We start from the raw sequence: 25,784 nt of genomic DNA on the forward strand, positions 1-25,784 counted from the left end.
CGGCGCGCCCGGGGTGCGCCGCTTTTTCTTTGTATGATTGATTAAACCCGCAGCGGATCAAAAGACCATGTTGGAGAAGACCTACAGCCCGGCCGAAGTGGAAGGCAGACTTTACGATAAATGGGAAAAATCGGGGGCCTTTGCCTGCGATACGGCGTCAAGCGCCAATCCCTATGTCATCATGATGCCGCCGCCCAACGTGACCGGCAGCCTCCATATGGGGCATGCGCTTACTTTCACGCTTCAGGATATCCTGATCCGGTACAACCGGATGAATGGCAAGGATACCCTTTGGCAGCCCGGCACCGACCATGCCGGTATCGCGACCCAGATGGTCGTTGAGCGCCAGTTGGGTGAACAGAATGTCACGCGCCATGACCTTGGCCGCGAAAAGTTCGTGGAAAAGGTGTGGGAGTGGAAAGAAAAGTCAGGCGGGACCATTACCAATCAGCTGCGTCGCCTTGGCGCATCCCCCGATTGGGACCGCGAACGGTTTACCATGGACGAAGGCCTTTCGGCAGCCGTACGCAAGGTGTTCGTTACCCTGCACAAGCAAGGTCTGATTTACCGTGACAAACGTCTGGTCAACTGGGACCCGAAACTGCTGACCGCAATTTCGGATCTTGAAGTTGTTCAGAAAGAGGTCAAAGGCCATTACTGGCACTTCAAATATCCGATCGAAGGCCGCGACGGCGAATTCATCACCGTTGCCACCACACGCCCGGAAACCATGCTTGGCGATACCGGTGTGGCAGTTCATCCCGATGATGAGCGTTACAAGGACCTGATCGGGCAGTATTGCATTCTGCCGATCGTCGGACGTCGCATCAAAATCGTGGCCGATGAATATGCCGATCCGGAAAAAGGGTCGGGTGCAGTGAAAATCACCCCGGCGCACGATTTCAATGACTTTGAAGTCGGTAAACGTGGTGGTCTTGATCAGATCAATATCATGGATGACCATGCGCGCATCAATGACAATGCGCCGGAAGAATACCGTGGTCTTGACCGGTTCGAAGCCCGCAAGCAGATCGTGGCCAAGATGGATGAACTGGGTCTTCTTGAGAAGATCGAAGATACCGTTCACATGGTTCCCTATGGTGATCGTTCCAACGTTGTGATCGAGCCGTATCTGACCGATCAATGGTTCGTGAATGCCGAAGTGCTGGCAAAACCGGCGACCGAGGCGGTCGAAGATGGCCGGATCCGCTTTGTTCCGAAAAACTGGGAAAACACCTATTTCGAGTGGATGCGCAACATCCAGCCATGGTGCATTTCCCGTCAGCTTTGGTGGGGGCATCGCATCCCGGCCTGGTTCGGTCCGGATGGCGAGATTTTCGTCGAGGAAACCGAAGAAGAAGCAATTGCCGCAGCCAAAGCACATTACGGCAAGGATGTTGAACTGACGCAGGAAACCGACGTTCTTGATACGTGGTTCTCATCTGCCTTGTGGCCGTTTTCGACCCTTGGATGGCCGGAAAAGACCCCGGAACTTGGCAAATATTATCCGGGTGATGTTCTGGTTACCGGGTTTGACATCATCTTCTTCTGGGTTGCCCGCATGATCATGATGGGCATGCATTTCATGGACGGTAAAATCCCGTTCAAGGATATTTATATCCATGCGCTGGTCCGTGATGAAAACGGGCAGAAGATGTCGAAATCCAAGGGCAATGTGATCGACCCGCTGGAAATCATCGACGAGTACGGCTGTGATGCGCTGCGCTTTACCCTGACCGCGCTTGCGGCACAGGGCCGTGACATCAAGCTTGCAGCATCACGCGTTGAAGGGTATCGCAACTTCGCGACCAAGCTTTGGAACGCGGCGCGCTTTGCGGAAATGAACGAATGCAAGCCGGTCGAAGGCTTTGACCCGGCATCGGTCAAATCCACCCTTGCGCGCTGGATTGTCGGAAAAACCGTCGAGGCCGCCAAGGCTGTCGGGACGGGGATCGAGACCTATCGCTTCAACGATGCGGCAAGCAGCGCCTACCAGTTCGTTTGGGGTTCATTCTGTGACTGGTATCTGGAACTGGCAAAGCCGGTTCTGATGGGACAGGACGAGGAAGCCAAAGCAGAAATCCGTGCCGTTACCGCATGGGTTCTTGATCAGATTCTTCTGATCTTGCATCCGGTAATGCCCTATATCACCGAGGAACTTTGGGAAAAGATTTCCGAGAACCGCAGCAAGATGCTGATTTCGGAAAGCTATCCGCAATTCGATGAATCCTTGATCGATCGTACGGCCGAAGCCGAGGTTGATCTTGCCATTCGTCTGATTGGTAACATTCGTGGTGTTCGTTCTGAAATGAATGTTCCGCCGGCCGCAGAAGTGCCGATCTATCTTGTTGATGCGACCGACGCGATGAAAGCGGCAGTCACCGCGCAGGAAGCACAGGTCAAACGTCTGGCACGTGTCGCCGATATTGCCTTTAAGGGGCAGGGCGATGTCGAAGCCATCGCCAAGGGCGCAATCCAGACCGTTGTCGACGGTGTTGCGGTCTTCGTTTCGGTTGCGGACTTTATCGATGTCGCGGCGGAAAAATCGCGTCTCGAAAAGGAAATGCAGGACAAAACGAAGTACATCAAGGCACAGGAAGGCAAACTGTCGAACGAGAAATTCGTCAGCCGCGCGCCGGAACATATCGTTGCGACCGAAAAGGCCAAACTTGAGGAAGCCCGCGATACTCTGGCAAAACTGACAGAGGCCTATGACCGGATTGCTTCGATGTAATCATGCGATTTTTTTGAATGTCAAAGGCCAGCCACAGCGGTTGGCCTTTTTCATTTTGACCCGCTGTTTAATCGAAGGTGACGCAAATTTTTCACCGGACGGGATGCGAATCGCGTAAATTTCCATTCCCTGCCGCGTGCCGGAATTGATGCCCGACCATTTGCCGGACATTGATCGTATTTCCCGAACGAATGCGTTTTGAATGCTGATTGAAGAATGCCCCTATATTGAGCCTGTCGATGCGTATGGTGCGTTTGCGCCTTATGCGGACAGTCATTTCCTTGATTCTGCCGATCGGGATCGCTTTTCCTATATCGTTGTGTCGCCGCTTCATAAGCTGACGGCGAAAAATGGTCAGGTCACCCTGGACGGGTTTCCGTTTCCCGGAAATCCGTTTGATGTGCTGGGGGATCTTCTGGCGCGTTATCCGCAAACCAGACGTGATGATTTGCCACCGTTTCAGGGTGGGGCCGTCGGATATTTTGGATATGAGCTGGCCCATCAGACCGAAACCCTGCCCAAGGCCGCCGATGACTGGCTGGGCATGCCTGATATGGCGATCGGAATCTATGATCTTGTGATTGCCTTTGATCAGGAAGATCGCAAGATGTGGCTGATTTCAACGGGTATGCCGGAACGTATCGGGGCGGCACGCGCGCAACGTGCAGAAGAACGCATGGGGTTGCTGCGCAAATATTTGCGTCTTGCCAGACCGCTACATGACAGCCCGGGTGTTCCGCATGCGCCAGCGATCCGGAAATGGACGTCAAATTTTGACCGCGCCGGGTTTGAAACCAGTGTGCAAAAGGTCATTGATTACATCTTTGCTGGCGACATTTTCCAGGCAAACCTGTCGCAAAGCATCCGGGCGGAATATCCGCGTGATGCCATCCCTGAACGGTTCGGGCTTTATCGGCGCCTGCGCGATATCAGTTCCGCGCCATTTGGGGCCTTTTTGAATTTTGGTGAATTTGCAGTTCTGTCGAACTCGCCGGAACGGTTCCTTAAAGTAGCCGAAGGACAGGTTGAAACCAAACCGATCAAGGGAACGCGACCACGCGGAGAAACCCCGCTCAGCGATGCGGAACTTGCACAGCAATTAATGCGATCCCCAAAGGACCGCGCAGAAAACATTATGATCGTTGATCTTTTGCGCAACGATCTGTCGAAGGTCTGCAAACCGCATTCCGTGCACACGCCAGCAATCTGTGCCTTGGAAAGTTATGCGAACGTGCATCACCTTGTTTCAACCGTCACCGGTGAATTGCGTGACGGCAAAACAGCAGTGGACCTTTTGAAGGCAAGTTTCCCGGGCGGCTCGATCACGGGTGCCCCGAAAATTCGGGCGATGGAAATTATCACCGAACTGGAACAGACAACGCGCGGGGCCTATTGCGGTGCGATCGGGTTTATCGGGTTTGATGGCAGCATGGATACAAATATCGCCATTCGTTCGCTATGTGTGAATGGCGGGCGCATGGCATTCAATGTTGGCGGCGGCATTGTTGCTGATAGTGATCCGGCGCTTGAATATGAAGAAACACTGGTCAAGGCGACCAAGATGTTCGAGCTGTTCGGGATCGATGGGCAGGATGTTGTGTCATGATCCTTCTGATTGATAATTACGATTCATTTGTTTTCAATCTGGCCCGCTATATCGAGGAACTCGGTCACAATGTCATTGTGGTTCGCAACGATGAAATTGGTCCAAACCAGGTCCGCAAACTGCATCCCGACGCCATCATCTTTTCGCCCGGTCCATGTGGGCCGGATGAAGCCGGTAACAGCCTGACACTGATTGATACCCTGAAATCGGAATATCCGATGTTGGGGGTTTGTCTTGGGCATCAGTCAATCGCCCAGGTTTTTGGCGGCAAGGTCAAACGTGCCAAGCGCCCCGTGCACGGAATGACATCTGAAATCCATCACAGTGGTACGGAATTGTTTTCGGGATTAAAGAATCCTTTGCAAGTAACGCGTTATCACTCCTTAATCGTTGAATTGCCTGAAGATGGAAGTCTGATTGAACTGGCCCGTGGCCCCGAAGGTGAAATCATGGCGTTTGCACATAAAGATTTTCCGTTGTTTGGTGTACAGTTCCATCCGGAAGCCGTATTGACCGAGCAAGGACATGATTTGTTGGCAAACTTCCTGAAGCGGGCTTCTTCATAAGGCACAAAAACAGAAGGGACGGCGTGATGCAGGTATGGATGAACGGGAGCTTTCGTGACCTTGACGAGGCATCTATCCCGGTAACGGATCGCGGATTTTTGCTGGGTGACGGCTTTTTTGAAACCATGCGTGCCCACGAAGGCAAGATCGCCTGGATCGATGCCCATATGGAGCGCCTGGACTATCACGCCGAACAAATCGAGTTTCCGGTTGATCTGTTGCCGGCAACCGATGAAGTGGCAAATGTGGTTTCCACCCTGTTTGAACAGATTCATCGCAAGGATGCGGTCGTGCGCCTGACGGTGTCGCGCGGTTCCGGGGAACGGGGGCTTTTGCCGCCAGCCGATCCGGATCCGACCATCCTGATTACCGTTTCACCGTTTGAACCCGTCGAACCGGCAGTCGGGATGAAGCTGTTTACATCCCAGAAAGTACGTCGGAACGCACATTCGGTTGCGGGCGGGATCAAAAGCATCAATTACCTTGATAACATTGCAGCCAAACAGGAAGCGCAATCATATGGCGGTGACGATGCCCTGATTTTGTCTTCGGACGGCAATGTTGCCGAGACCACGGTTGCCAATATTTTCGGGATCAAGGGTGAAACTCTTTGGACACCGGATGAGGATACCGGAATTCTGTGCGGGCTGGCGCGTGATTTCATTTTGGAATGGGCCGAAGAAACCGGCCGGGACGTTGAATTTGAAGCCAAAACACCCGATATGCTCAAAGAATTCGATGCTATTTTTACAGCGAATGCCCTTCAGGGATTGCGGGTTGTTGATATGGTGGACGGTCTTGTGATCGGTGTGCCGGCAATGACATTCTTTGCAGAACTTGCTCAAACGGTGGAAACATCGCTATGCGAAAGTATAGTTCTTTAGGGTAAATTAACCCTGCATCTGCATGATCATGGGCAATGACCTGTTACAGGATTGCCTATGACCGCCCAAACCACAAAACCCGCACTGACACTTAACCGGTTTATCGAAGGACTGCGCAAAAACGCGGCCAATGGTAAAACGCCGCATTTGGGTGTTCTGAACATCCCGCCAGACTTGCGTCTTGGGGCCGAAGATTATCAGGCAATCAGCCGTGATGCTTTTCATCACTTGCCCGAAAACACACAGATCCACCGTCTTGAAAACGGGATGGTGGCCTGTGTGCGCGGCACGAAATGGACCGAAGACGATTCCAGTTTTGTCGAGCATGTCCGCGAAACACTTGAAGAAGTGATCGAACGACAAGGCCTTGGCACGATTCCCAAAAATCTGTGGAGCCGTTTTCGTTGGCCCGAAGATGACGAACGACTTGGCCAGTTGCTTGGCATTCCGTTATCAGAACGGCTGATGGGGGATGGCTGGGCGCGTTTCGATATGTCAGAAATGCTGCGCGGCGCGATCACTATAGAAGCCGTGTTTGACTCCTGCCGACGTCAAGCGATCCTGAGTTTCGATGACACCCGTCGGCAGATCCTTGGTCATGAAATCTATTGTTCGCTTGATTATTTGCGCCAGCACCACCTTGCAAGCTTTTTGCTTGAAGGGCCGGGCGAACTTGAAATCCTGTCGCGGGTGCTTGACGAAAAAGTAATGGAAGTGACACGGACGATCGCGCCGTCGATCCTGCCCGACAAGCTGCATCTTAACATGCGGGTGCAAACTGTTTTGAGCGACACTTTTGCCGAATTCGTCAATCATGACGATGGCAAGCTGATCAAAAACATGGCGATCGAATTTTCGATGGAAAACGCCATTGCCAACTGGTGGGAATTTGAAGATGCCTGTGAGTTCCTGCATTCGTCGGGGATCGAAGTCGGTCTGGACCGGATCACATTGCCTGCGTTGGAGTTTCTTTCACCGCGCAAGATGAATGTCGATTTCATCAAGGTGATCTGGGATCAGAACATCATCGGATCGCGGCGTACAGAAGTCGCCGAACGTCTGCGTGAATTTGCGAGCCTGTTTGTCGAAAGAAGTCTTATTCTGACGCGATGTGATAGCCGGACGGCCTTGCGCATGGGACGAAGTCTTGGCGTTGAAGTGTTCCAGGGTAGCTATATTGATGCGATGCTGGGGTCCTATTTGCACCGGGAATGCAAATCAAAACGGCGGTCAACCGACAAACGTTGTGCGGTATGTCAGTGGGCGCCACGCGAGGCGCGCAAGAATGGCTGCAACTTCCATTTCCGAAGCGGAAAACGGCTAGCCGAGGTTTGAATCAACGATTTCCATCGCTTTTTAGATGTTTGACAACCGCGTGGCGCTTTCATAAAGTGCCCGCAGCTGATCAATCATGATTGGCTATGTCGTTAAAACACGGCGCTTATTCTCAGGGCAGGGTGTAAATCCCGACCGGCGGTAATCCAGATTTCTGGGAAGCCCGCGAGCGCCCGACGATCACACGATCTTCGGGGTCAGCAGATCCGGTGAAATTCCGGGGCCGACGGTAATAGTCCGGATGGGAGAGGATAAAGCGTGACGTACAAGGCAAGAACGCATTTGCGTGACTGTTTTGACGTCTGCCTGCGACCGCGATGTGGCAATTTGCCATAAAGCGGGCCTTTCTTTGTTGCCCTGGTTCGTAAGCCCCATCCGTAGAGGACGGTTATGAATCAGAGTATTGAACCACAATCAGGTCTTTCGATCTTTGGCGATCCGCATGAACGCATGGAACGTGCGCTTGCTGATTTGCGCGAAGGCAAGGGTGTTCTGGTTGTCGATGATGAAGATCGCGAAAATGAAGGCGATCTTATCTTTTCCGCAGAAAATCTGACCAACGAGCAGATGGCGATGCTTATTCGCGATTGCAGCGGCATTGTTTGCCTGTGCCTGACCGATGAAAAGGCAACGGCGCTTGATCTGCCACCGATGGTCGCGACCAATACATCAAGCATGGGAACGGGCTTCACCGTTACCATCGAAGCCAAAGTCGGGGTCACCACCGGTGTGTCTGCGGCTGATCGCGTGACCACGGTCAAGACCGCCATCGCCGATGATGCAAAGCCGTCTGATCTTGCGCGTCCGGGGCATGTTTTCCCGCTGCGTGCGCGTGCCGGTGGTGTTCTGGAACGGCGCGGCCATACCGAGGGAACGGTCGATCTGATGCGCCTGGCAGGTTTGAAGCCGGCCGGCGTTCTTTGCGAAGTCACCAATCCGGACGGCACCATGGCGCGTCTTCCTGAGCTGATCGAATATGCCCGGTCCCATGACCTGGTTGTGATCAGCATCGAAGACATTGTTGCCTATCGCGCCGCGATGCAGCAGGCCGCAGAATAAAACGACACAAAAGCCCGTTTTCGGGCTTAGAGCCAGATACAAAAAGGGCAGCGTGAAATACGCTGCCCTTTGATTTTTCGGGGGTATATTCCCTGCGATCAGTCATCAATCATGCACCAGACCGGGGTGTGGTCGGATGCCTTTTCCTTTCCGCGCGGGTCGCGATCAATATCGGACGCGCTCAGGCGATCAGCGGCAGCCGGGGTCAGCAACAGGTGGTCAATGCGAAGACCATTATCCTTGTTCCAGGCACCCGCACGGTAATCCCACCAGCTATATTGGTGTCCTTTCGGGTTGAATGTCCGGAAGGCGTCGGTAAAGCCCATATTCATCATCGTACGCAGCCGTTTGCGTTCAACAGTTGTGCACAGGACGGTTTCGCGCAATTTGATCGGATCGTAAACGTCGGCATCATCCGGTGCTATATTGTAGTCGCCCCCCATGACGGCGGCTTCGCCACTGGCGCGGATTTTTTCAAACCGCTTGATCAGTCGATCGAGGAAGTTGAGCTTGTAATCAAATTTCTCGTCCCCGACTGCGGTTCCCATCGGGACATAAATGGATGCCACCCGAACTGGGTGGGGCGCACAAACAGTGGCTTCGATATAGCGCGCCTGTTCGTCGTCATCATTGCCCGGAAGACCGCGTTCGACATCCTCGATCGGATATTTCGACAGAATGGCAACCCCGTTATAGGTCTTTTGGCCATGGATCGCGATGTTGTAACCAAGATCTTCGATCTCCATCGCCGGAAAGGCTTCATCAACTGTCTTGGTTTCCTGCAACAGAACAATGTCGGGTTTGGCGTCTTGCAACCACTCGATGATATTGGGCAAGCGAGCCTTGATTGAATTGACATTCCATGTGGCGATTTTCATGCGTGCCTCAGTTGTTTTTTTCTGCACCTTAAAGGCCCCGTTAACCGGGAGCCTTGAAGCATTTGGTCCAAACTATGTCAACCTTTGGCGACAATTCCTAGAACCGAATAGTCCCCATGACAGACGCATAACCGCTGATCTGGTCTTCAAAGTTGACGCGTGCCGTGCCTCCGTCTGCGCCGCTTGGTGTCCAGTAGCTGGCAACGCTGGAATCGTATTCAGCCCCGATATTAAAGTTTAAGGCCATCGAACCGGTATGAGCCGTTACGCCCAAGGCTATGCCGCTAAGCAGGGCAATCGTATGGTCTGAATCCGATACAGAGGTTCTCCAGCCTGAGCCGTCACAGACACCGAACAGGTCGGTCGAGAAACCATCGCCGCAATCAGAGGCGTTCAGTTTGGCCTTGCGATAGCTTGCCCCGACAAAACCGGAAAGTCCAAGGTCAAGCCAGGATGTTGCCGTGTAGTTAACGGCACTGCCTATGCGTGTTTTGAAGCCGTCAGTATCAAAATCAAAATTCTGGGTAACCAGATCGTTTCGCACAGGAATGAATTCCCGTGTATCGACTTCAGAGGAAGCATTTTCGTATCCGATAGCCAGCAGCGGCGTAATCGTAAGGCTTTCCGACAAAATGCGATCCGCCGCAACGATGATCTCGAAGGATCTGTCTTTCTGATCAACATCTATAAATGTATTGTGGATACGGTCTGCGAAGTTCTGATTGACGGCATTTGTGCCATTGACCGCAGATTGGCCTGTGTTGCCCGACGCAAAGGTCTTGCCAAATACGGTTTCAGAATCATCTCCGCTGAGATAATGTCCCTTGATCATGGCACGCGGATTTTGACCGATAATATCGGTAAGTCCGTTTTCGGGCAGATAAAATCCAGCCTCGATTTGTGGGCCGGTTAAAACCATCATCTCGTCATAGTCTATGTAATACTGGGAATCTGATGTCGGGCTGCTCTGTCCGGCAGACAGATTGGAATAGTTACCGTGATAATTTGGGGCGTTGTAAAACTTGCTGGTGGCTCCAACCGAACCGAAAAATAGTGAAGAGTTGTCGGGTTTTTGCAGAATGGATGAGCCGAGCAGGCTTGATTCCGCATAAGCGTGTGATGACAACGAAATAATTGCAGTTGCAACTGCAACGGTGACAGCGGGTTTCCAAGATTGCATTTTGACTGCTCATTAAAATCATAGCGTGTATGTATGGTGGCGGAAAGTTTGTAGTCGAGAAGCCAAAGTAATTGCAATTACAATACTTTGAAAATTTCTGACATTTTCTGTCATCGAAATAAAAAACGGGGCCTGCATGAAGCGGGCCCCGTCTAAGGGGTAAATTCAATCGCGGTTGAATCAAATCGAGAAACTTGATCCACACCCGCATGAAGAGGTTGCATTCGGATTGTTCACGCGAAAAGCCGAACCGACCATTTCACGCACGAAATCAATTTCCGCACCGCCCAGAAGGTCAAGCGATACTTCGTCAATTACCATTTTTGCACCGTAATTTTCGAAGATGCAGTCTTCGTCCGTGGTGTCAGAGTCCAGCGAGAACTCATACTGAAAACCACTGCAACCGCCGCCAGAAACCTGCAAGCGCAGCATGGTGTTTGCCGCACCTTCCGATGCGATCAGTTCCTGAATACGTTTCGCAGCACTTTCAGTCATTTGAACTTGCCGTGAAGCTTCGGTCATTCAACACTCCTTGGTCTTAGACCTGCCCGCAGACGGGCAGGAATAGTTCCGATCTTATGGCGTTATAATAGCACGGTCAGATCGCAGTATTTAAGTCACTATTTAGCGCGCATGGCTGAAATGTCAAAACCTGTAATCACTCTAATCAAGGGTGACTTGCGTTTTGGGGCGAAATGGCTCAAAACAGGCGCCAGTCAAAAGGCCCGCTGGGTCAAAACCAGAAAATGCAAAGTTCAAAGTCATGAATGTTTTCAGCCTGTTGAAAAGCGACATCGAGAACCAGCTTCTCGCCCTTGAAAAAGATGGTGTTCTTCCCGCCGGAAGCGACACTTCTCGTGTGACGGTGGAACCGCCGCGCGATGCGTCTCATGGGGATGCGGCCACCAATGCCGCCATGTTGCTGTCAAAGGCCGCTGGTATGAAACCGCGTGATCTTGCTGAAAAGCTTGCTGAAAAATTGCGCGAGATCGACCACATCGAAAATGTCGAAATCGCCGGGCCGGGCTTTATCAACCTGCGAATGGCGGACCGCTTCTGGCTGTCACAGGTTTCCAAGGTGCTCGAACTCGGGACCGCGTATGGTCAGAGTGATCTGGGCAAAGGTGAAAAGATCAATGTCGAATATGTTTCGGCAAACCCGACCGGGCCGATGCATGTTGGGCATTGCCGTGGCGCTGTTGTGGGTGACGTTCTGGCAAACCTGCTGGCCAAGGCCGGCTATGCAGTCACCAAGGAATATTACACCAACGATGCTGGCGCACAGGTTGACGTTCTTGCCCGGTCCCTGCATCTGCGTTACCGCGAGGCGCTTGGCGAAGATATCGGCGAAATCCCGCAAGGCCTGTATCCGGGCGACTACCTGGTTGAGCCGGGCCAGAAAATGGCAAAGCGTGACGGCGACAAGTGGGTAAATGCACCCGAAGAAGAATGGCTTGAGGAATTCCGTGCTTTTGCCATCGTCGAAATGATGGCCCTGATCAAGGAAGACCTGCGTCTTCTTGGCGTTTCTCATGACGTGTTCACATCCGAGGATGGGTTGGTTAAAGCCGGCAAGGTTCAAGCGGCTTTCGAACATCTTGAGAAAAAAGGCGACATCTATGTCGGTGTTCTTGAACCGCCGAAAGGCAAGAAACCCGACGATTGGGAACCGCGTCCGCAAACATTGTTCCGTGCGACCGATTTTGGGGATGATGTTGACCGTCCGCTTAAAAAGTCGGATGGCAGCTGGACCTATTTTGCATCTGACATTGCCTATCACTTTGACAAGTATGAGCGCGGCTTCAACCTGATGATCGACATTTTCGGTGCCGATCACGGTGGCTATGTCAAACGCATGAAGGCCGCAACCAAGGCGATCACCGGTGGCGGGGGCGACCTTGATGTCAAACTGTGTCAGTTGGTCAGTCTGTTTGACAATGGCGAGCCGGTAAAAATGTCAAAACGTGCCGGCACGTTTGTCACCCTGCGTGACGTTGTCGAACGCGTTGGCAAGGATGTCGTACGGTTCATCATGCTGACCCGTAAAAACGACGCTGCACTTGAGTTCGACTTTGCCAAGGTGACCGAGCAGTCAAAAGACAACCCGGTATTTTATGTGCAATATGCCCATGCGCGGGTGAATTCGGTGTTCCGTCAGGCTGCCGAAGCATTCCCGGATCAGGACTTCTCGCCGGAATCCTTGATCAATGCGGATCTTAGCCAGCTTTCGAGTGAAGAAGAAAAACTTCTGGTCCGTCGTATGGCGGAATGGCCGCGTATTGTTGAACAGGCTGCCGTCGCGCACGAGCCGCATCGAATTGCCTTTTTCCTGACAGAAATTGCAGCAGAATTCCATGCATTGTGGAACAAGGGACGTGACAACACGGCGCTGCGCTTCATCGTTGCGGATGATCTGGCAGCGACTCTGGCACGTCTTGCAATGATCCGTGCGGTTGCGACGGTGATCGCATCGGGTCTTGAGGTGCTTGGCGTTAAGCCTGTCGAGGAGATGTAAGATATGAACGAAGAACACGGCCGTGGCCTTCATGCAGAACGCGCAACCCACTATCGGGCTGAAAAGCCAGCGCGCAAAAGCATGCTAAAAGGGGCGATTACCGTGTTCTTCGGTCTGGCTGTGGTGGCAGGCGGGCTTGGCGGTGCAGGGTACTGGTTCTATCATCAGGGCCAGCCGATCCAGGATGATGGCAAATTGCCAATCCTTTTGCCTGACCCGTCGCCGATCAAAATCCGCCCCGATGATCCCGGGGGGATGGAAGTGCCACATCGCAACACCACGGTTTATGATCAACTCAATGACGTTGATCCCGATGCGAATGTGGTTTTGCAGGAACTTCCCGATATGCCGCGTGCACCCGAAGTCACGAGATCCCAGCCGGCGACCGCAGAGGCCGTTGAGGAGCCCGTCGCCGACAATGCGCAATCAGATGCGAGCGAGGGTGGCGATAGCCCGACTGTCGAAGGGAACGCAGTGTCTGCGTCCAAGGACGCAGCGCAAACAAATGATGCCCCCGCAGCAGAGCCAAGCGTAAGTGCGCCAGAAATTTCCGAGCCGGAATTGACAGATGCGCAAAAAGCAATCGCCGCAGCAACTGCGCGCGAAACCAAAGCAGCACCTGCCAAACCAGCGTCTGGCGACACGCCAGCATCGGCAAACGCGGTTTCGACGAATGATTTTCGCATTCAACTGGCTTCGGTGCGCGATGAAAATGGCGCGGCTGCCGAATGGAAAAGATTATCATCGAAAAACAAAGACTTGCTTGGTAGTCTTCAGATGTTCGTGCAGCGTACGGATCTTGGTGACAAGGGCGTATTCTATCGCTTGCAGGCAGGGCCATTGGCCGATGCAGCTGCGGCAGAAAAGCTGTGTGGTGATCTGAAACAACGCAATGTGGGGTGCCTCATTGTCCGGCCTTGAAGTCAAAAAACCGCGCGCCTGTATTCTGGGTGTTGCCGGGACCGAGTTAAGCAACTGGGAAAAGGGATTCTTCCGCGAAGCTGATCCCTATGGCTTTATTCTGTTTGCCCGCAATGTCGAAGATCGTAACCAGGTCCGTGCTTTGACGTCTGCATTGCGGGATACGGTTGGAAACAGCAATATTCCGATCTTTGTCGATCAGGAAGGCGGGCGCGTCATGCGTCTGAAACCGCCACATTGGCGCAAAATACCCGCGGCTGGCGTGTTTGGGGAACTGTTTGATCGAAACCCCGAAGACGCGCGCGAGGCGGCCTATATCAATGCACGTCTGATGGCAATGGATCTGCGTGAAGCGGGCTTTAACACAACCTGCGCACCGGTTCTTGATTTGCGGTTTCCTGGCATGAGTGACGTTGTCGGCGACCGTTCTTACGGCGCAGATGTCACAAAGGTGGTTACACTGGCCAGTGCGGTTGCGGCAGGCTTGCTTGACGGGGCAATCGCGCCCGTAATCAAACATATTCCCGGACATGGCCGGGCCGCTGTTGACAGCCACAAGGACCTGCCGGTCGTATCGGCATCGCACGACACCCTAAGCCAGCTTGATTTCGCGCCGTTCGTACAGATGAAAGATGTGTTGGCGGCCATGTCGGCGCATTTGCTGTTTACAGCGATCGACGATCAGCGACCGGGGACCGTTTCCCCGAAGGTCATCAATGATGTCATCAGAACCGAAATCGGGTTTGAAAATCTGTTGATCAGCGATGATTTGTCCATGGAGGCCCTTGGCGGGTCGATTGCCAGCCGCACCCATGAATGTCTGCATGCCGGATGTGATATTGCGCTTCATTGCAACGGCAAACGGACCGAGATGGAAGAAGTGGTTTCCATGGCACCGCTGCTGTCCGGTGCGGGATTGGTTCGCGCGCAAACATTTACCAACCAGATTGCCGCATTCAAACCCGACGTGCCGTCATCGACACAGGTGATGGATTGGCGGGTCCGGTTGGCGGACTTGCTTGCACCGGTTTGGCAGGCTGAGGACACAGCCAAGTGAACGACATTGTTGAATTGATTGTATCGGCATCTACTTGGGTCATTCCGGTTTTGCTGGCGGTGACGTTGCACGAGGCCGCACACGGGTTTGCCGCCAAGCTGTTCGGGGATGATACCGCGCAGCGGATGGGACGGCTTAGCCTGAACCCGATCCGCCATATTGATCCGGTCGGCACCATTTTGATCCCGGGGCTTTTGCTGATAACGGCCGCACCATTCCTGTTTGGCTATGCCAAGCCGGTTCCGGTGGCATTTCACCGCCTGCACCCACAACGGCTTGGCATCATTGGCGTGGCGGTTGCCGGTCCGGCAACGAATGTGTTGCTTGCCATTGTCTCGATCCTTCTTCTGGTGTGGTTGCCCGACTTTTCGCCATCAATCAATCAATGGCTTGGTACCACGCTTAACCAATCGATTTGGCTGAACTGCATTCTTGCGGTTTTTAATATGTTGCCGATCCCGCCGCTTGATGGCGGGCGGGTTCTGACGGCAATTTCCCCGATGCCGGTTGCACGGGTCTTGGCGCGTATGGAAAAAACCGGCATGATCATTTTGATCGGCTTGGTCTTTTTGCTGCCATACGTGACCAGCAAGCTTGGGATTGACCTGCCGATTTTTCAGTGGATGGTGCTTGAACCGGCCAATGCGCTGGTGCGGCTTCTGGCAAATATTTTCGCCTGATACAGGATCAGCGAAGGACAGGGGACAGTCAGGGACAGATGGCAGACCAATTCGAATTGGAAATCCCGGACGAGGTGTTTGACAAGAAGCCCGTCGATGAAGACGGGCCGAGCCTTGCCGAACGCCTGATCCTTGATCTTGATGGGTTTGAAGGCCCGCTTGATGTTCTGCTTGAACTTGCACGCGATCAGAAAGTCGACATCATCAAGATTTCGATCCTTGCGCTGGCCGAACAATATCTTGAATTTATCAGAACCGCACAGGGTTTGCGTCTTGAACTGGCGGCAGACTATCTGGTGATGGCGGCCTGGCTTGCCTATCTGAAATCGCGGTTGCTGCTGCCCAAGCAGGAAAATGATGACGAAGAGCTTAGTGCCGAAGAAATGGCAGAGCTCCTTGCCTTCCAGCTCAAACGGCTTGAGGCAATGAAGGCCGCGGGCGAAAAGTTGCTTGAACGTCCAAACCTTGGCCGTGACTTTTTCGCGCGCGGCGCCCCGGAAGAAGTGCGGGTCACCACGGCATCTGTCTATGACGCGTCGCTTTATGATCTGTTGAAGTCATATGCACGCATCATGCTGACATCCGAAAGCAAGACGCTGGAAATCGAGGCATTCGACCTTTATGCGATGGATGACGCCATTCAGCGCCTGCGTGATCTGTTTGGTCGACGCGTCGTGCCTACATGGACCAAATTGCTTGAATTCATGCCACGCGGCCTTGGATCGCCTTTGAAAGCGCGATCGGCACTGGCCGCGCATTTTGTCGCCAGCCTTGAAATGTGTCGCGATGGCGAACTTGAAATTTCACAAGAAGAAGTCTTCGGGCCGATTTTGTTGCGCTCGCCGCAAAAGCGCCGTGACGGGGATATGGACAGACCAATTGCGTCAGACGACGATTTGATTCGGGATTGAGGGGCAGGGATATTTGATGAGCAATGACGCACAGCTTGAAATCCAGGGTGTTGAAACAGCACCCGACATTGATTTCCAACATGTCCGTATTGTCGAGGCCGTCCTGTTTGCATCAGCCGACCCGGTCAGCGAACGCGTGATTGCCGCCCGACTGCCAGAAGGCACGGACGTATCGGCCATTCTGGCGACCTTGTCGGAAACCTATGCTGCGCGGGGGATTAACCTTAATCGTATCGGCGAAAAATGGGCATTCAGAACCGCCGTCGATCTTGCCGGTGACCTTCATATTGAAGTCGAAAAAGCCAAAAAAATGACGCGCGCGACACTCGAGACGCTGGCGATCATCGCCTATCACGAGCCGGTAACCCGTTCGGAAATCGAAGAAATTCGTGGCGTCGCCTTGTCCAAGGGCACGCTTGATATTTTGCTTGAAGCGCGCTGGATCCGTCCGCGGGGGCGTAAACGCGTGCCGGGCCGTCCGGTTCTGTGGGCGACAACTGATGATTTTCTTGATCATTTTGGTCTGGAAAGTCGCGATGATCTGCCGGGCCTTGCCGATCTCAAGGCTGCCGGATTGCTTGACAGTCGTCCGGGTATGGGACGTTACGGTGCAAGTTCAGATGACGATGTATTGCCAGATCTGGTCGATGATGGCGAAGTGACCGATGCGGTCGTTGAGGAGGCGCTTACGACGCGCAACCTCGAAGATCTTGATGAAACGATTTATTCCGACAATCCCAACCTGCTTGATGATGCGGAACGTTCAGCCACCAAGTCACCTGTTGATGATGTTGATTCGCCGGATGATGATCGGAATTGATCCATCTGCTTGCATCCTGCGGGCGGGGACCTTAAATTTCAGAAAGATTTCGCCAATCATTTGCATCTTTGGATGCATGGCCACTGCAACAAGAAGAGAATTTGAATGACCGACGGCCTTAAGATGTCGAACGTCTCGCACATGTTCGGGAAAAACCGGGTATTGCGGGATATCAGTTTCGATGTCGCCCCTGGGGAATTAGTCTGTCTGCTGGGACCGTCGGGCTGTGGGAAAACGACCGCACTTCGACTTGCCGCCGGACTTGAAAAATTACAGGTCGGCGAGATTTCGGTCAGTGATCAGGTGGTTGCACGCCCCGGTGAATATGTCGAACCCGAAAAGCGCGGGGTTGGCATGGTCTTTCAGGATTACGCCCTGTTTCCCCATTTGAATGTTGCGAAAAACATCGCCTTTGGTCTGCGTCATTTTTCCGAACAGGATCGGTCAACTGCTGTCAAAAGGGCGCTTGATCAGGTCGGTATGTCCGATTACGAACATGCCTTCCCGCATGAGTTGTCAGGCGGTCAACAGCAACGCATTGCGCTGGCGCGGGCATTGGCACCCACACCGCGTATCATGTTGCTTGATGAACCGTTTTCCGGACTCGACGTCGCGCGCCGTGCTGACTTGCGCGATACCACACTGCACGTTTTGAAAAATGCCGGCATTGCGACGGTGATGGTCACCCATGACCCGCAGGAAGCCATGTATATGGCGGACCGCATCATCATCATGAATGAAGGCCAGATCATGCAGGACGGAACGCCGGAAACCCTTTATTTCCGTCCTGAAAGCCGGTTTGTCGCGTCCTTCTTTGGTGAAGTGAACCATTTTCCGTCCGTTGTTGCCAATGGCAGTGTGAAAACCCCGGTCGGGGTGCTTGATGATGTCGGCCTTGCGGATGGCACGGATGTTGATGTGCTGATCCGGCCCGAAGGGCTTCATATCGGTGATGCGGTCAACGGTCATGACATTCTGGCCAATGTTGATGCCGTGCGCGCCCTGGGCGAGGTCAATCTGATGCACCTTACCCTTCATTCCGGCGGTCATATCCATGCTCGCGTGCCGCGGCGTTTTTCGACATTAAATCAGAAATCTGTCGCTATAACGCTTGATCCCGAGATGACCTTCGTGTTTCCTATGTCGTGATAAGACGAACTGCCGGGTTGACAAAAATCAAGGCAGGCTGTCGGATCAGGTATAATTAACAGGTGTATGTGATCACGGTTATTAACCCAACCGTCGCATTGCACAGTGGGGGGCTTTCTGCCATTATCCGAGCATATCGCCGGAAGGCAGAATGGATCTTTGGAGATTGAAGTTATGGGTATTGGCGTTTGGCAAATCGTTCTGATTCTTGCGATTGTCCTGATCATCTTCGGTGCTGGTAAATTGCCGAAAGTGATGGGTGACATGGGCAAAGGCATCAAGAGCTTCAAAGCGGGCATCAACGAAAAAGAAGAAGATGCAGCCGCATCGGCCAAGACCATTGAAAACACGACCTCTGCATCGGTTTCATCCGAGAGCAAAGACAAGGATTCCGTGAAATCCTGATCGTCTGTCGGATTTCCTTCAGATAGGCGTGTCAAATGTTTGATATCGGCTGGACCGAAATGGCTCTTGTGGCCGTCGTCGCGTTGTTCGTCGTCGGCCCCAAAGAGCTTCCTCATCTTCTTTACAAGTTGGCGGGCTACTGGAAAAAAGTGCGTGGCATGGCGCGCGAGTTCCAAAGTGGCATTGATGACATCATCCGCGAGGCCGAACTCGATGATCTGCGCAAGCAGGTCAGCAGTGCGCCGACCAGTGGATCCGACTTCCTGGAAAAAAGCATTGGCGCTCCCAAAGGCGACGAGAAGGCAAAAGACACCAAGGCAAAACCGGCCGATGCCAAGGCAGACACAAAGTCTGAACCCAAAGTGGAAGCCGAAAAGCCTGTTGCCAAATCTGCGGCTGGAGAGAGCAAAAAGAACGACCACCCGGAGAGCCAGGCGTGAACATGCAATCGCATGACAAACAGATGCCAATCATGGAGCATCTGATAGAGCTGCGGAACCGCCTGACCTGGGCGGTTCTGGCTTTGTTTATTACCTTTGCGGTTTGCTATTATTTCGTCGAGGACATTTATGGTTTCCTCGTCAGGCCACTGGCAAACGAGATGGGCCCGGATCGCCGCATGATCTATACGGCGCTGACAGAAGTGTTCTTCACCTATGTCAAAGTGTCCTTCTTTGCGGCCTGTTTTGTTTCTGCACCGGTATTTCTGGGGCAGTTGTGGGCCTTTGTCGCCCCGGGGCTTTATAAAAACGAACGGTCGGCATTTTTGCCGTTCCTGTTTGCGACCCCGGTTCTGTTCCTGATGGGCGGAGCGCTGGTTTATTACTTCATCATGCCGCTTGCCTGGAAATTCTTCCTGAGTTTCGAGCATGCGGGCGACGGATCGGGACTTGCCATTCAGCTTGAAGCCAAGGTGGGCGAGTATCTGTCGCTGGTCATGAAGCTGATTTTTGCGTTCGGACTTTGCTTTCAGTTGCCTGTTTTGCTTACGCTTATGGCACGCGCGGGCATTGTGACGGCCGACGGATTGGCACGGCGGCGCAAATATGCGGTTGTGATCGCGTTTGTGTTTGCGGCAATTTTGACGCCGCCTGATCTGATTTCCCAGGTTGGTCTCGGCATTCCGATCATTATTCTTTATGAAATTTCGATCGTCATGGCGCGGATTTCCGAGCGCAAGAAGCGTCAGGCGGCCGAAGATGACGACGACGATGAAGATGATTCGTCAGAAGATGAGACGTCCGAAAATGCGCAAGAAGGCACGGATGACAGTGTGGATGAGCAGGCGGCTGCCGCGGCATCTTATGATGACGGTCAGGCATCCTTGACAGACACGTCATCAGCAAAGCCTTCCTCCCAAATTGCGGGACCATCGCAACGTGATGATGGTGAAGACGATTTCAATAACGCGCGCTAGTTGGAATTGTGATCCCGAAACGTCTGATTTGGTGGGGTGGACCTTGTGTTCACCCCATCGTATAAAGCCACAAATATTTGACTGACAGGGTGCTGTTCAATGCACGACATTAAATGGATTCGGGAGAATCCCGAGGCTTTTGACGCAGCAATGGCTGCACGCAAACAGGAAATTACCGCGGAACGTCTGATGAATATCGACGTCGAGCGCCGCAAACTGATGACAGAACATCAGGAAATGCTGGCGCGCCGCAAGGCCATTTCCGGCGAGATCGGCATGCTTCGCAAGAAAGGCGAGAATGCTGACGACCTGATGGCCGAAATGGGCACGCTCAAAGACAAGATCAAGGAAGCCGAAGACGGGCAGGCCGCCCTGAACGAACAGCTTGATCTGTTGCTGTCATCTTTTGCCAATATTCTTGATCCGGGAGTGCCGGTTGGCGATGACGAAGATGACAATGTCGAAGTGAATCGCTGGGGCACACCGGCAGAATTCGATTTCAAGCCGCTTGAGCATTTCGAAATTGGCGAAAAGCTTGGCATGATGGACTTCGAAACCGCAGCAAAACTGTCGGGGTCGCGGTTTGTCATTTTGCGTGGCGGTCTGGCAAAGCTTGAACGTGCTTTGGCACAATTCATGATCGACCTTCACACCAGCGAACACGGTTACGAAGAAACCGTAACGCCGATGCTGGTGCGTGATGACGCCATGTTTGGCACCGGACAGTTGCCGAAATTCGCCGAGGATTCGTTTAAAACCACCAATGACTACTGGCTGATCCCGACATCGGAAGTCACCCTGACCAATCAGGTTGCCGGCGACATCATTGATCAGGCAAAATTGCCGCTGCGCTATACCGCGCTGACGCAATGCTTCCGTTCCGAAGCAGGGTCGGCTGGCCGTGATACGCGTGGCATGATCCGTCAGCATCAGTTCTCAAAGGTAGAAATGGTTTCGATCGTCGAGGCAGAAAAGTCTGACGAGGAACTGACCCGCAAGACACGCTGTGCGGAAACCGTCCTTGAACGCCTTGGTCTGCCGTACCGTACGGTTATCCTGTGCACCGGCGATATCGGGTTCTCGGCATGCAAGACCTATGACATCGAAGTCTGGTTGCCGGGGCAGGGACGTTATCGCGAAATTTCGTCATGTTCGAACACCCGTGACTTCCAGGCACGCCGCATGAATGCCCGCTACCGTGCCGCTGGTGACAAGAAAACCCAGTTTGTTCATACATTGAACGGTTCTGGGCTTGCGGTTGGACGTTGCCTGATTGCAGTGATGGAAAACTATCAGCAGGCAGACGGTTCGATCCGGGTTCCGGACGCGCTCAAGCCCTATATGGGCGGTCTCGAGGTTATTTCCCCGCGCTAAGGCAAAACCGGCATGATTGATCTGACCAACGCACGTATCCTGATCAGCAATGATGACGGCATTGATGCACCGGGGATCAAGCTGCTTGAACGTCTTGCGCGGGAATTCTCCGATGACGTCTGGGTCATCGCTCCGTCAATCGAACAAAGCGGCGCAGGTCATTCATTGACCCTGCGCCGTCCTTTGCGCATTCACAAGCGCGATGAACGCCATTTTGCCGTCGATGGCACGCCGACAGACTGCGTTCTTCTGGGCTTGCAGCAGGTAATGCGTGACAGCCCGCCAGACATTGTTCTTTCCGGTATTAACCGCGGCGGAAACCTTGGCGAAGACGTGACCTATTCCGGAACCGTCGCAGCCGCGATGGAAGCAACATTGCTGAATGTTCCGGCCATCGCATTTTCCCAGTATTTTTCCGGCGAGATGATCGACTGGACCATCGCGGAAAAATATCTGAAGGATGTTGCAGCAACACTGGTCAAAAATACCTGGCCCAAAGGTGTTCTGATCAACGTCAACTTCCCCGAGCACGAAGCACCCGGCGGTGCTTCTGTCAAGATTTCCAAGCAGGGACAGCGCAAGATCGGCGATCATATTGCCGAACGTCTTGATCCGCGTGGTGAACCATATTACTGGATCGGTGCCATCCGGTCGGAATTGCCTGAAGATCCGTCTGCTGATCTGCGCGTCATTGAACAGGGCAATATTTCGGTCACCCCGATCAGCCTTGATTTCACCCATTACGAGACTTTTGACAACCTGACGAAAGCTTTCCCGTGAACGAGCCGGTCATTACACGTGAATCAAAAATAGCCGATTTGCTTCAGACGCTTCGCCATGACGGCATTCATGACGAGGCAGTTTTGCGTGCATTGGCGGAAGTCCCGCGCGAGTCATTTGTTGCCGAGCCGTTTGTTGATCGTGCTTGGGAAAATGTTGCTCTTCCGATCAGCAAGGGCCAAACGATTTCGCAGCCCTATATCGTGGCACTGATGACCCAGGCGCTTGAGCTAAATGACCGTATGAAGGTTCTTGAGGTCGGCACCGGATCAGGATACCAGGCCGCCATTCTGGCCAAGCTGGCGCGCCGTGTTTATACGCTTGAACGGCACAAGCCGCTTTTGCGTCAGGCAGAAGAACAGTTCCGTGCGCTTGGCTTGCACACCATTTCTACCCTTCATGGTGACGGGGGACTTGGCTGGAAAAACCAGGCACCGTTTGATCGTATCATTGTCACGGCTGCGGCCCAGGATGTGCCGCCGGTATTGGTTGATCAGCTTGCAGTTGGCGGGATCATGGTGGTGCCGGTGGGCGAAGTGTCACATACGCAGCTGCTATTGCGTGTGTTGCGCACACCAAGCGGGGTTGAAGTCACCGAATTGATGCCGGTGCGCTTTGTTCCGATGTTGCCCGGCACAGAAGAATTCTAGAACAAATTCACCGAATATCGGGTCAAATCACAAGCTTGCTTACCGATTGTTAACGGCTGTTCGCAGACAATCGTTAACATGATGGAAAATTGTGTCAAATTTGCTGTTCATAGCGGAAAACGACTGCTGCTTGTCTGTGCGACAAGCGCGGCGCTGAGTGGCTGTTTGCTGAATTCCGTCCCTGTGCCGGTGGTTTATGGCGACGGGGCAAGCTACAGCCCCTATAGCATGCCCAAGCTCCAAAACGGAGAACGGGTGATTACTGTGGAACCCGGCGATACGGTATCCGAGCTGGCAACACGGTATCGTACGGACTTTACCCAGTTTGCTGCCCGCAACAACCTTAGAAAACCCTATGTCATTTATCCGGGCCAGCGGCTTGTATTGCCGCCATGGACGCCAGATTATGACAGTTCGCCGCCAACCAGCGTCGCAGCACGCACATCGACTTCGTCGCCGACGAAAACAGTAACGATTGGCGGTCAAAGACAGGTGGTCAGCATTCCGCTTGAAAAAGACACTTCGTCCTCAGCGTCACGATCGACTGTTCAAACACAGGTCGCCCGTGTCGCCCCGAGAGAAGGTGGAAATATTCCAACACCCGGGATCAAACCGCAAGACTTTGCCGCAGATGCACAGCGCGAAATCGCCTCCACACGCAGTTGGGTCACAGATACCCGACCGACACCGGTTGCCGGTGAAGGAAGCGACACCCGCAAGAATGTCGTGATTGCCGAGCCGGCCGATCGCAAAGGCTTCATCTGGCCGGTGCAAGGGAAGGTGGTCCTGAAATACGGGGCCGGTACGGGTGGCCTGTTTAATGACGGGATCAACATTCAGGCCAATCGCGGGACACCGATCCTTGCTGCCGAAAATGGTGTTGTAACCTATGTCGGGAACGAGTTGCGCGGTTTCGGGAACCTGATCCTGATCAAGCATGCTGACAATTTCGTCACGGCCTATGCCCATACCGAAAACCCGCTGGTGGCGCGCGGCGATGTTGTTGAACGTGGGCAGCGGATCTCAAGTGTCGGAACAACCGGCGCTGTGACATTCCCGCAGCTTCATTTTGAAGTCCGCAACGGGCGCAAGTCATCAGACCCGTTGAAATATCTGCCAAGTGTCATGGTTTCCAGATAGCAAAACACCCGGACAAAGATCCGGGTGTTTTTTTGATGTGGCACCAAAGCGCTTGTGCACCGGCTTAATCGAGCGACTTGCCAAGTTCACCGGCAATTTCCTGAATAAACTGCCAGGCCACGCGGCCCGAACGGCTGCCACGGGTAACGGTCCATTCCTTGGCCCGTGCGTGCAGTTCTTCAACCGGCATGTCGAGGTTGAATTCCTTTGCGTAGCCTTCGATGATTTCGAAATAGACGTCCTGGGAAATGTTGTGGAAGCCAAGCCACAGACCAAAGCGGTCCGACAGTGAAACCTTTTCCTCAACCGCTTCGGACGGGTTGATCGCGGTTGAACGTTCATTTTCAATCATGTCACGGGCCATAAGGTGACGGCGGTTTGACGTGGCATAGAAAATAACGTTCTTGGGACGGCCTTCAATTCCGCCTTCAAGCACTGCTTTCAGCGACTTGTAGCTTTCATCCTGCATATCGAATGACAGGTCATCACAAAACAGGATCGTGCGGCGGCCACTTTGTTCAAGAATGTGAAGCAAGTCGGGCAGGCTGGGAATGTCTTCACGGTGAATCTCCACCAGGGCCAAGGCGGCCGGACGTTCTGCGTTGATTTTAGCGTGCATCGCCTTGACGATGGAGCTTTTGCCCGTGCCGCGTGCGCCCCACAACAGGGCGTTGTTGGCTGGTAATCCGTCTGCAAAACGTTTCGTGTTGTTATACAGGATTTCCTTTTGCTGGCCGATGCCTTGCAGCAGCTCGATATCGATACGGTTGACGTTGCGCACCGGCTGCAAATAGCCGGTTTCGGCCTGCCATACAAAGGCGTCCGCCGCGCTCAGGTCATTTTCGGTTCGTGCTGGTGGGGCCATGCGTTCAAGTGCTGTTGCAATCCGTTCAAGCGTTGGCAGCAACTTATCGAAATCCGTACTCATCGAAGCCTCTTGGATGTTTGTTGTTTTTGGTGACATAAGGGACTGCGGAAAACCGGTTGCCGAAACGAATGACACGACACCAAGCCCGCACGTTATTTGGGCAGGTCGCACCATGGCCCGTTCAAAACGGGTGATCATTTCAGTCCTTGCATTAAATACAGACCCTGTTGGCGGGAAAACTAGCATACCGACTACCAAATGGAACAGCTTGTTACGGTCAGACCGGTTCGGGATCGAGGTGATCCAAACCACATGTTTTCCAATTTTCCGCCTTTATATCCGGTTCTTCCTTGCTTTGGCGTTGTACGCCGTTATATTCCGGCAGTTGATATTTTTTGTTCTGAGGAATTAGGAGTTCCTAATGTTTATTTCGACGGCTTACGCTCAGGCCGCTGGTGGTGCAGATGGTGCAGGCGCACTGATGCAGTTCGCACCGCTTATCCTGATTTTCGTTGTTTTCTATTTCCTGCTCATCCGTCCTCAGCAGAAAAAACAGAAAGAACATAAAGCAATGCTCGAGGCGATCCGCCGTGGCGACAAAATCGTCACCGCAGGTGGCCTGATCGGCACCGTTGCCAAAGTTGTTGGTGATGACGAGTTGTCCGTCGAGATTGCCGAAGGCGTAAAAGTCAAAGTGGCACGCGGCATGGTTTCGACAGTTCTGTCGAAAACCGAACCGGCCAAGAACGACGCCAAAGAAGAAGAAAAAGAAGAAGAGACCAAAAAAGACTGATCTCTTCGCGCTAAGTGAGGCGGGGCACATGGCTCCGCCTTCTTGCATTTTACCGGTGGCCT

General features: G+C 53.2%; 25 protein-coding genes and 1 riboswitch. Of the genes, 21 read left to right on the forward strand and 4 right to left on the reverse strand.

What is annotated here, in order from left to right:
• Positions 1–67: 67 nt before the first annotated feature.
• The 6 genes from CU041_RS06275 (at position 68) to ribB (ending at position 8,184) form a co-directional block, all read left to right on the forward strand.
• Positions 68–2,734: a valine--tRNA ligase gene (locus tag CU041_RS06275; protein WP_101246166.1), complete on the forward strand. Its 2,667-nt coding sequence runs from the start codon at positions 68–70 to the stop codon at positions 2,732–2,734.
• A gap of 202 nt (positions 2,735–2,936) precedes the next feature.
• The gene (gene pabB / locus CU041_RS06280) at positions 2,937–4,340 is read left to right on the forward strand and encodes an aminodeoxychorismate synthase component I (protein ID WP_101246167.1); all 1,404 of its coding nucleotides are present in this window, start codon (positions 2,937–2,939) and stop codon (positions 4,338–4,340) included.
• Positions 4,337–4,906, forward strand: coding sequence for an anthranilate synthase component II (locus CU041_RS06285; RefSeq protein WP_068519136.1), 570 nt, complete (start codon positions 4,337–4,339; stop codon positions 4,904–4,906). The genes pabB and CU041_RS06285 overlap by 4 nt, the downstream gene beginning before the upstream one ends.
• A gap of 38 nt (positions 4,907–4,944) precedes the next feature.
• Positions 4,945–5,790, forward strand: a complete 846-nt coding sequence (locus CU041_RS06290; protein ID WP_233433027.1) for an aminotransferase class IV — start codon at positions 4,945–4,947, stop codon at positions 5,788–5,790.
• A 57-nt stretch (positions 5,791–5,847) separates the two neighbouring features.
• A complete protein-coding gene (locus tag CU041_RS06295) occupies positions 5,848–7,125 on the forward strand; it encodes an EAL domain-containing protein (protein ID WP_101246169.1) in 1,278 nt (425 codons plus the stop codon).
• Between the two features lie 104 nt (positions 7,126–7,229).
• A riboswitch (FMN riboswitch) is annotated at positions 7,230–7,382 on the forward strand.
• A gap of 133 nt (positions 7,383–7,515) precedes the next feature.
• Positions 7,516–8,184 carry a 3,4-dihydroxy-2-butanone-4-phosphate synthase gene (ribB, locus tag CU041_RS06300; RefSeq protein WP_101246170.1) on the forward strand — a complete coding sequence of 223 codons (669 nt, stop codon included), beginning with the start codon at positions 7,516–7,518 and terminating at the stop codon, positions 8,182–8,184.
• A gap of 98 nt (positions 8,185–8,282) precedes the next feature.
• Here ribB and xth read toward each other — a convergent pair whose 3' ends face one another.
• The 3 genes from xth to erpA form a co-directional block, all read right to left on the reverse strand.
• Positions 8,283–9,062, reverse strand: a complete 780-nt coding sequence (gene xth, locus CU041_RS06305) for an exodeoxyribonuclease III (RefSeq protein ID WP_101246171.1) — start codon at positions 9,060–9,062, stop codon at positions 8,283–8,285.
• A gap of 97 nt (positions 9,063–9,159) precedes the next feature.
• Entirely contained in the window at positions 9,160–10,242 is a 1,083-nt protein-coding gene (locus CU041_RS06310) for a hypothetical protein (protein ID WP_170310153.1), read from the reverse strand.
• 180 nt (positions 10,243–10,422) lie between these two features.
• A complete protein-coding gene (gene erpA / locus CU041_RS06315; protein WP_068519131.1) occupies positions 10,423–10,764 on the reverse strand; it encodes an iron-sulfur cluster insertion protein ErpA in 342 nt (113 codons plus the stop codon).
• Positions 10,765–11,005: 241 nt separating this feature from the next.
• Here erpA and argS point away from each other — a divergent pair, with 241 nt between their 5' ends.
• From argS to CU041_RS06385, 14 genes are all read left to right on the forward strand, one after another.
• Positions 11,006–12,757 carry an arginine--tRNA ligase gene (gene argS, locus CU041_RS06320; RefSeq protein ID WP_101246173.1) on the forward strand — a complete coding sequence of 584 codons (1,752 nt, stop codon included), beginning with the start codon at positions 11,006–11,008 and terminating at the stop codon, positions 12,755–12,757.
• Positions 12,758–12,760: 3 nt separating this feature from the next.
• The gene (locus CU041_RS06325) at positions 12,761–13,678 is read left to right on the forward strand and encodes an SPOR domain-containing protein (RefSeq protein ID WP_101246174.1); all 918 of its coding nucleotides are present in this window, start codon (positions 12,761–12,763) and stop codon (positions 13,676–13,678) included.
• Positions 13,650–14,735: a beta-N-acetylhexosaminidase gene (nagZ, locus tag CU041_RS06330; protein ID WP_101246175.1), complete on the forward strand. Its 1,086-nt coding sequence runs from the start codon at positions 13,650–13,652 to the stop codon at positions 14,733–14,735. The genes CU041_RS06325 and nagZ overlap by 29 nt, the downstream gene beginning before the upstream one ends.
• Positions 14,732–15,415, forward strand: a complete 684-nt coding sequence (locus CU041_RS06335) for a site-2 protease family protein (RefSeq protein WP_101246176.1) — start codon at positions 14,732–14,734, stop codon at positions 15,413–15,415. Before nagZ ends, CU041_RS06335 begins: the two co-directional genes overlap by 4 nt.
• A gap of 38 nt (positions 15,416–15,453) precedes the next feature.
• Entirely contained in the window at positions 15,454–16,326 is an 873-nt protein-coding gene (locus tag CU041_RS06340; RefSeq protein ID WP_068519126.1) for a segregation and condensation protein A, read from the forward strand.
• Between the two features lie 16 nt (positions 16,327–16,342).
• The gene (gene scpB, locus CU041_RS06345; protein WP_101246177.1) at positions 16,343–17,146 is read left to right on the forward strand and encodes an SMC-Scp complex subunit ScpB; all 804 of its coding nucleotides are present in this window, start codon (positions 16,343–16,345) and stop codon (positions 17,144–17,146) included.
• Between the two features lie 105 nt (positions 17,147–17,251).
• Positions 17,252–18,295, forward strand: a complete 1,044-nt coding sequence (locus CU041_RS06350) for an ABC transporter ATP-binding protein (protein ID WP_068519124.1) — start codon at positions 17,252–17,254, stop codon at positions 18,293–18,295.
• Positions 18,296–18,400: 105 nt separating this feature from the next.
• Complete coding sequence (tatA, locus tag CU041_RS06355; protein WP_318271661.1) at positions 18,401–18,700, forward strand: twin-arginine translocase TatA/TatE family subunit; 300 nt, start codon at positions 18,401–18,403, stop codon at positions 18,698–18,700.
• A gap of 35 nt (positions 18,701–18,735) precedes the next feature.
• On the forward strand, positions 18,736–19,140 hold the full coding sequence (gene tatB / locus CU041_RS06360) for a Sec-independent protein translocase protein TatB (RefSeq protein ID WP_101246178.1): 405 nt from the start codon (positions 18,736–18,738) through the stop codon (positions 19,138–19,140).
• Positions 19,141–19,142: 2 nt separating this feature from the next.
• Positions 19,143–20,117 (forward strand): twin-arginine translocase subunit TatC, encoded by a 975-nt coding sequence (gene tatC / locus CU041_RS06365; RefSeq protein WP_101246179.1) that lies wholly within the window; start codon positions 19,143–19,145, stop codon positions 20,115–20,117.
• 99 nt (positions 20,118–20,216) lie between these two features.
• Positions 20,217–21,491 (forward strand): serine--tRNA ligase, encoded by a 1,275-nt coding sequence (gene serS / locus CU041_RS06370; protein WP_101246180.1) that lies wholly within the window; start codon positions 20,217–20,219, stop codon positions 21,489–21,491.
• 12 nt (positions 21,492–21,503) lie between these two features.
• On the forward strand, positions 21,504–22,271 hold the full coding sequence (gene surE, locus CU041_RS06375) for a 5'/3'-nucleotidase SurE (RefSeq protein WP_068519119.1): 768 nt from the start codon (positions 21,504–21,506) through the stop codon (positions 22,269–22,271).
• Positions 22,272–22,282: 11 nt separating this feature from the next.
• Positions 22,283–22,921 carry a protein-L-isoaspartate(D-aspartate) O-methyltransferase gene (locus tag CU041_RS06380; RefSeq protein ID WP_371833729.1) on the forward strand — a complete coding sequence of 213 codons (639 nt, stop codon included), beginning with the start codon at positions 22,283–22,285 and terminating at the stop codon, positions 22,919–22,921.
• Positions 22,922–22,999: 78 nt separating this feature from the next.
• A complete protein-coding gene (locus CU041_RS06385) occupies positions 23,000–24,061 on the forward strand; it encodes a peptidoglycan DD-metalloendopeptidase family protein (RefSeq protein ID WP_233433028.1) in 1,062 nt (353 codons plus the stop codon).
• 64 nt (positions 24,062–24,125) lie between these two features.
• Here the strand turns inward: CU041_RS06385 and CU041_RS06390 are convergent, their stop codons facing one another.
• On the reverse strand, positions 24,126–24,989 hold the full coding sequence (locus tag CU041_RS06390; RefSeq protein WP_068519117.1) for an ATP-binding protein: 864 nt from the start codon (positions 24,987–24,989) through the stop codon (positions 24,126–24,128).
• 361 nt (positions 24,990–25,350) lie between these two features.
• Between CU041_RS06390 and yajC the strand changes: the two genes are divergently transcribed.
• Positions 25,351–25,722, forward strand: a complete 372-nt coding sequence (gene yajC / locus CU041_RS06395) for a preprotein translocase subunit YajC (RefSeq protein ID WP_068519115.1) — start codon at positions 25,351–25,353, stop codon at positions 25,720–25,722.
• Positions 25,723–25,784 lie beyond the last annotated feature (62 nt).

Source organism: Thalassospira povalilytica, from assembly GCF_002844235.1.
Lineage (GTDB): Bacteria > Pseudomonadota > Alphaproteobacteria > Rhodospirillales > Thalassospiraceae > Thalassospira > Thalassospira povalilytica.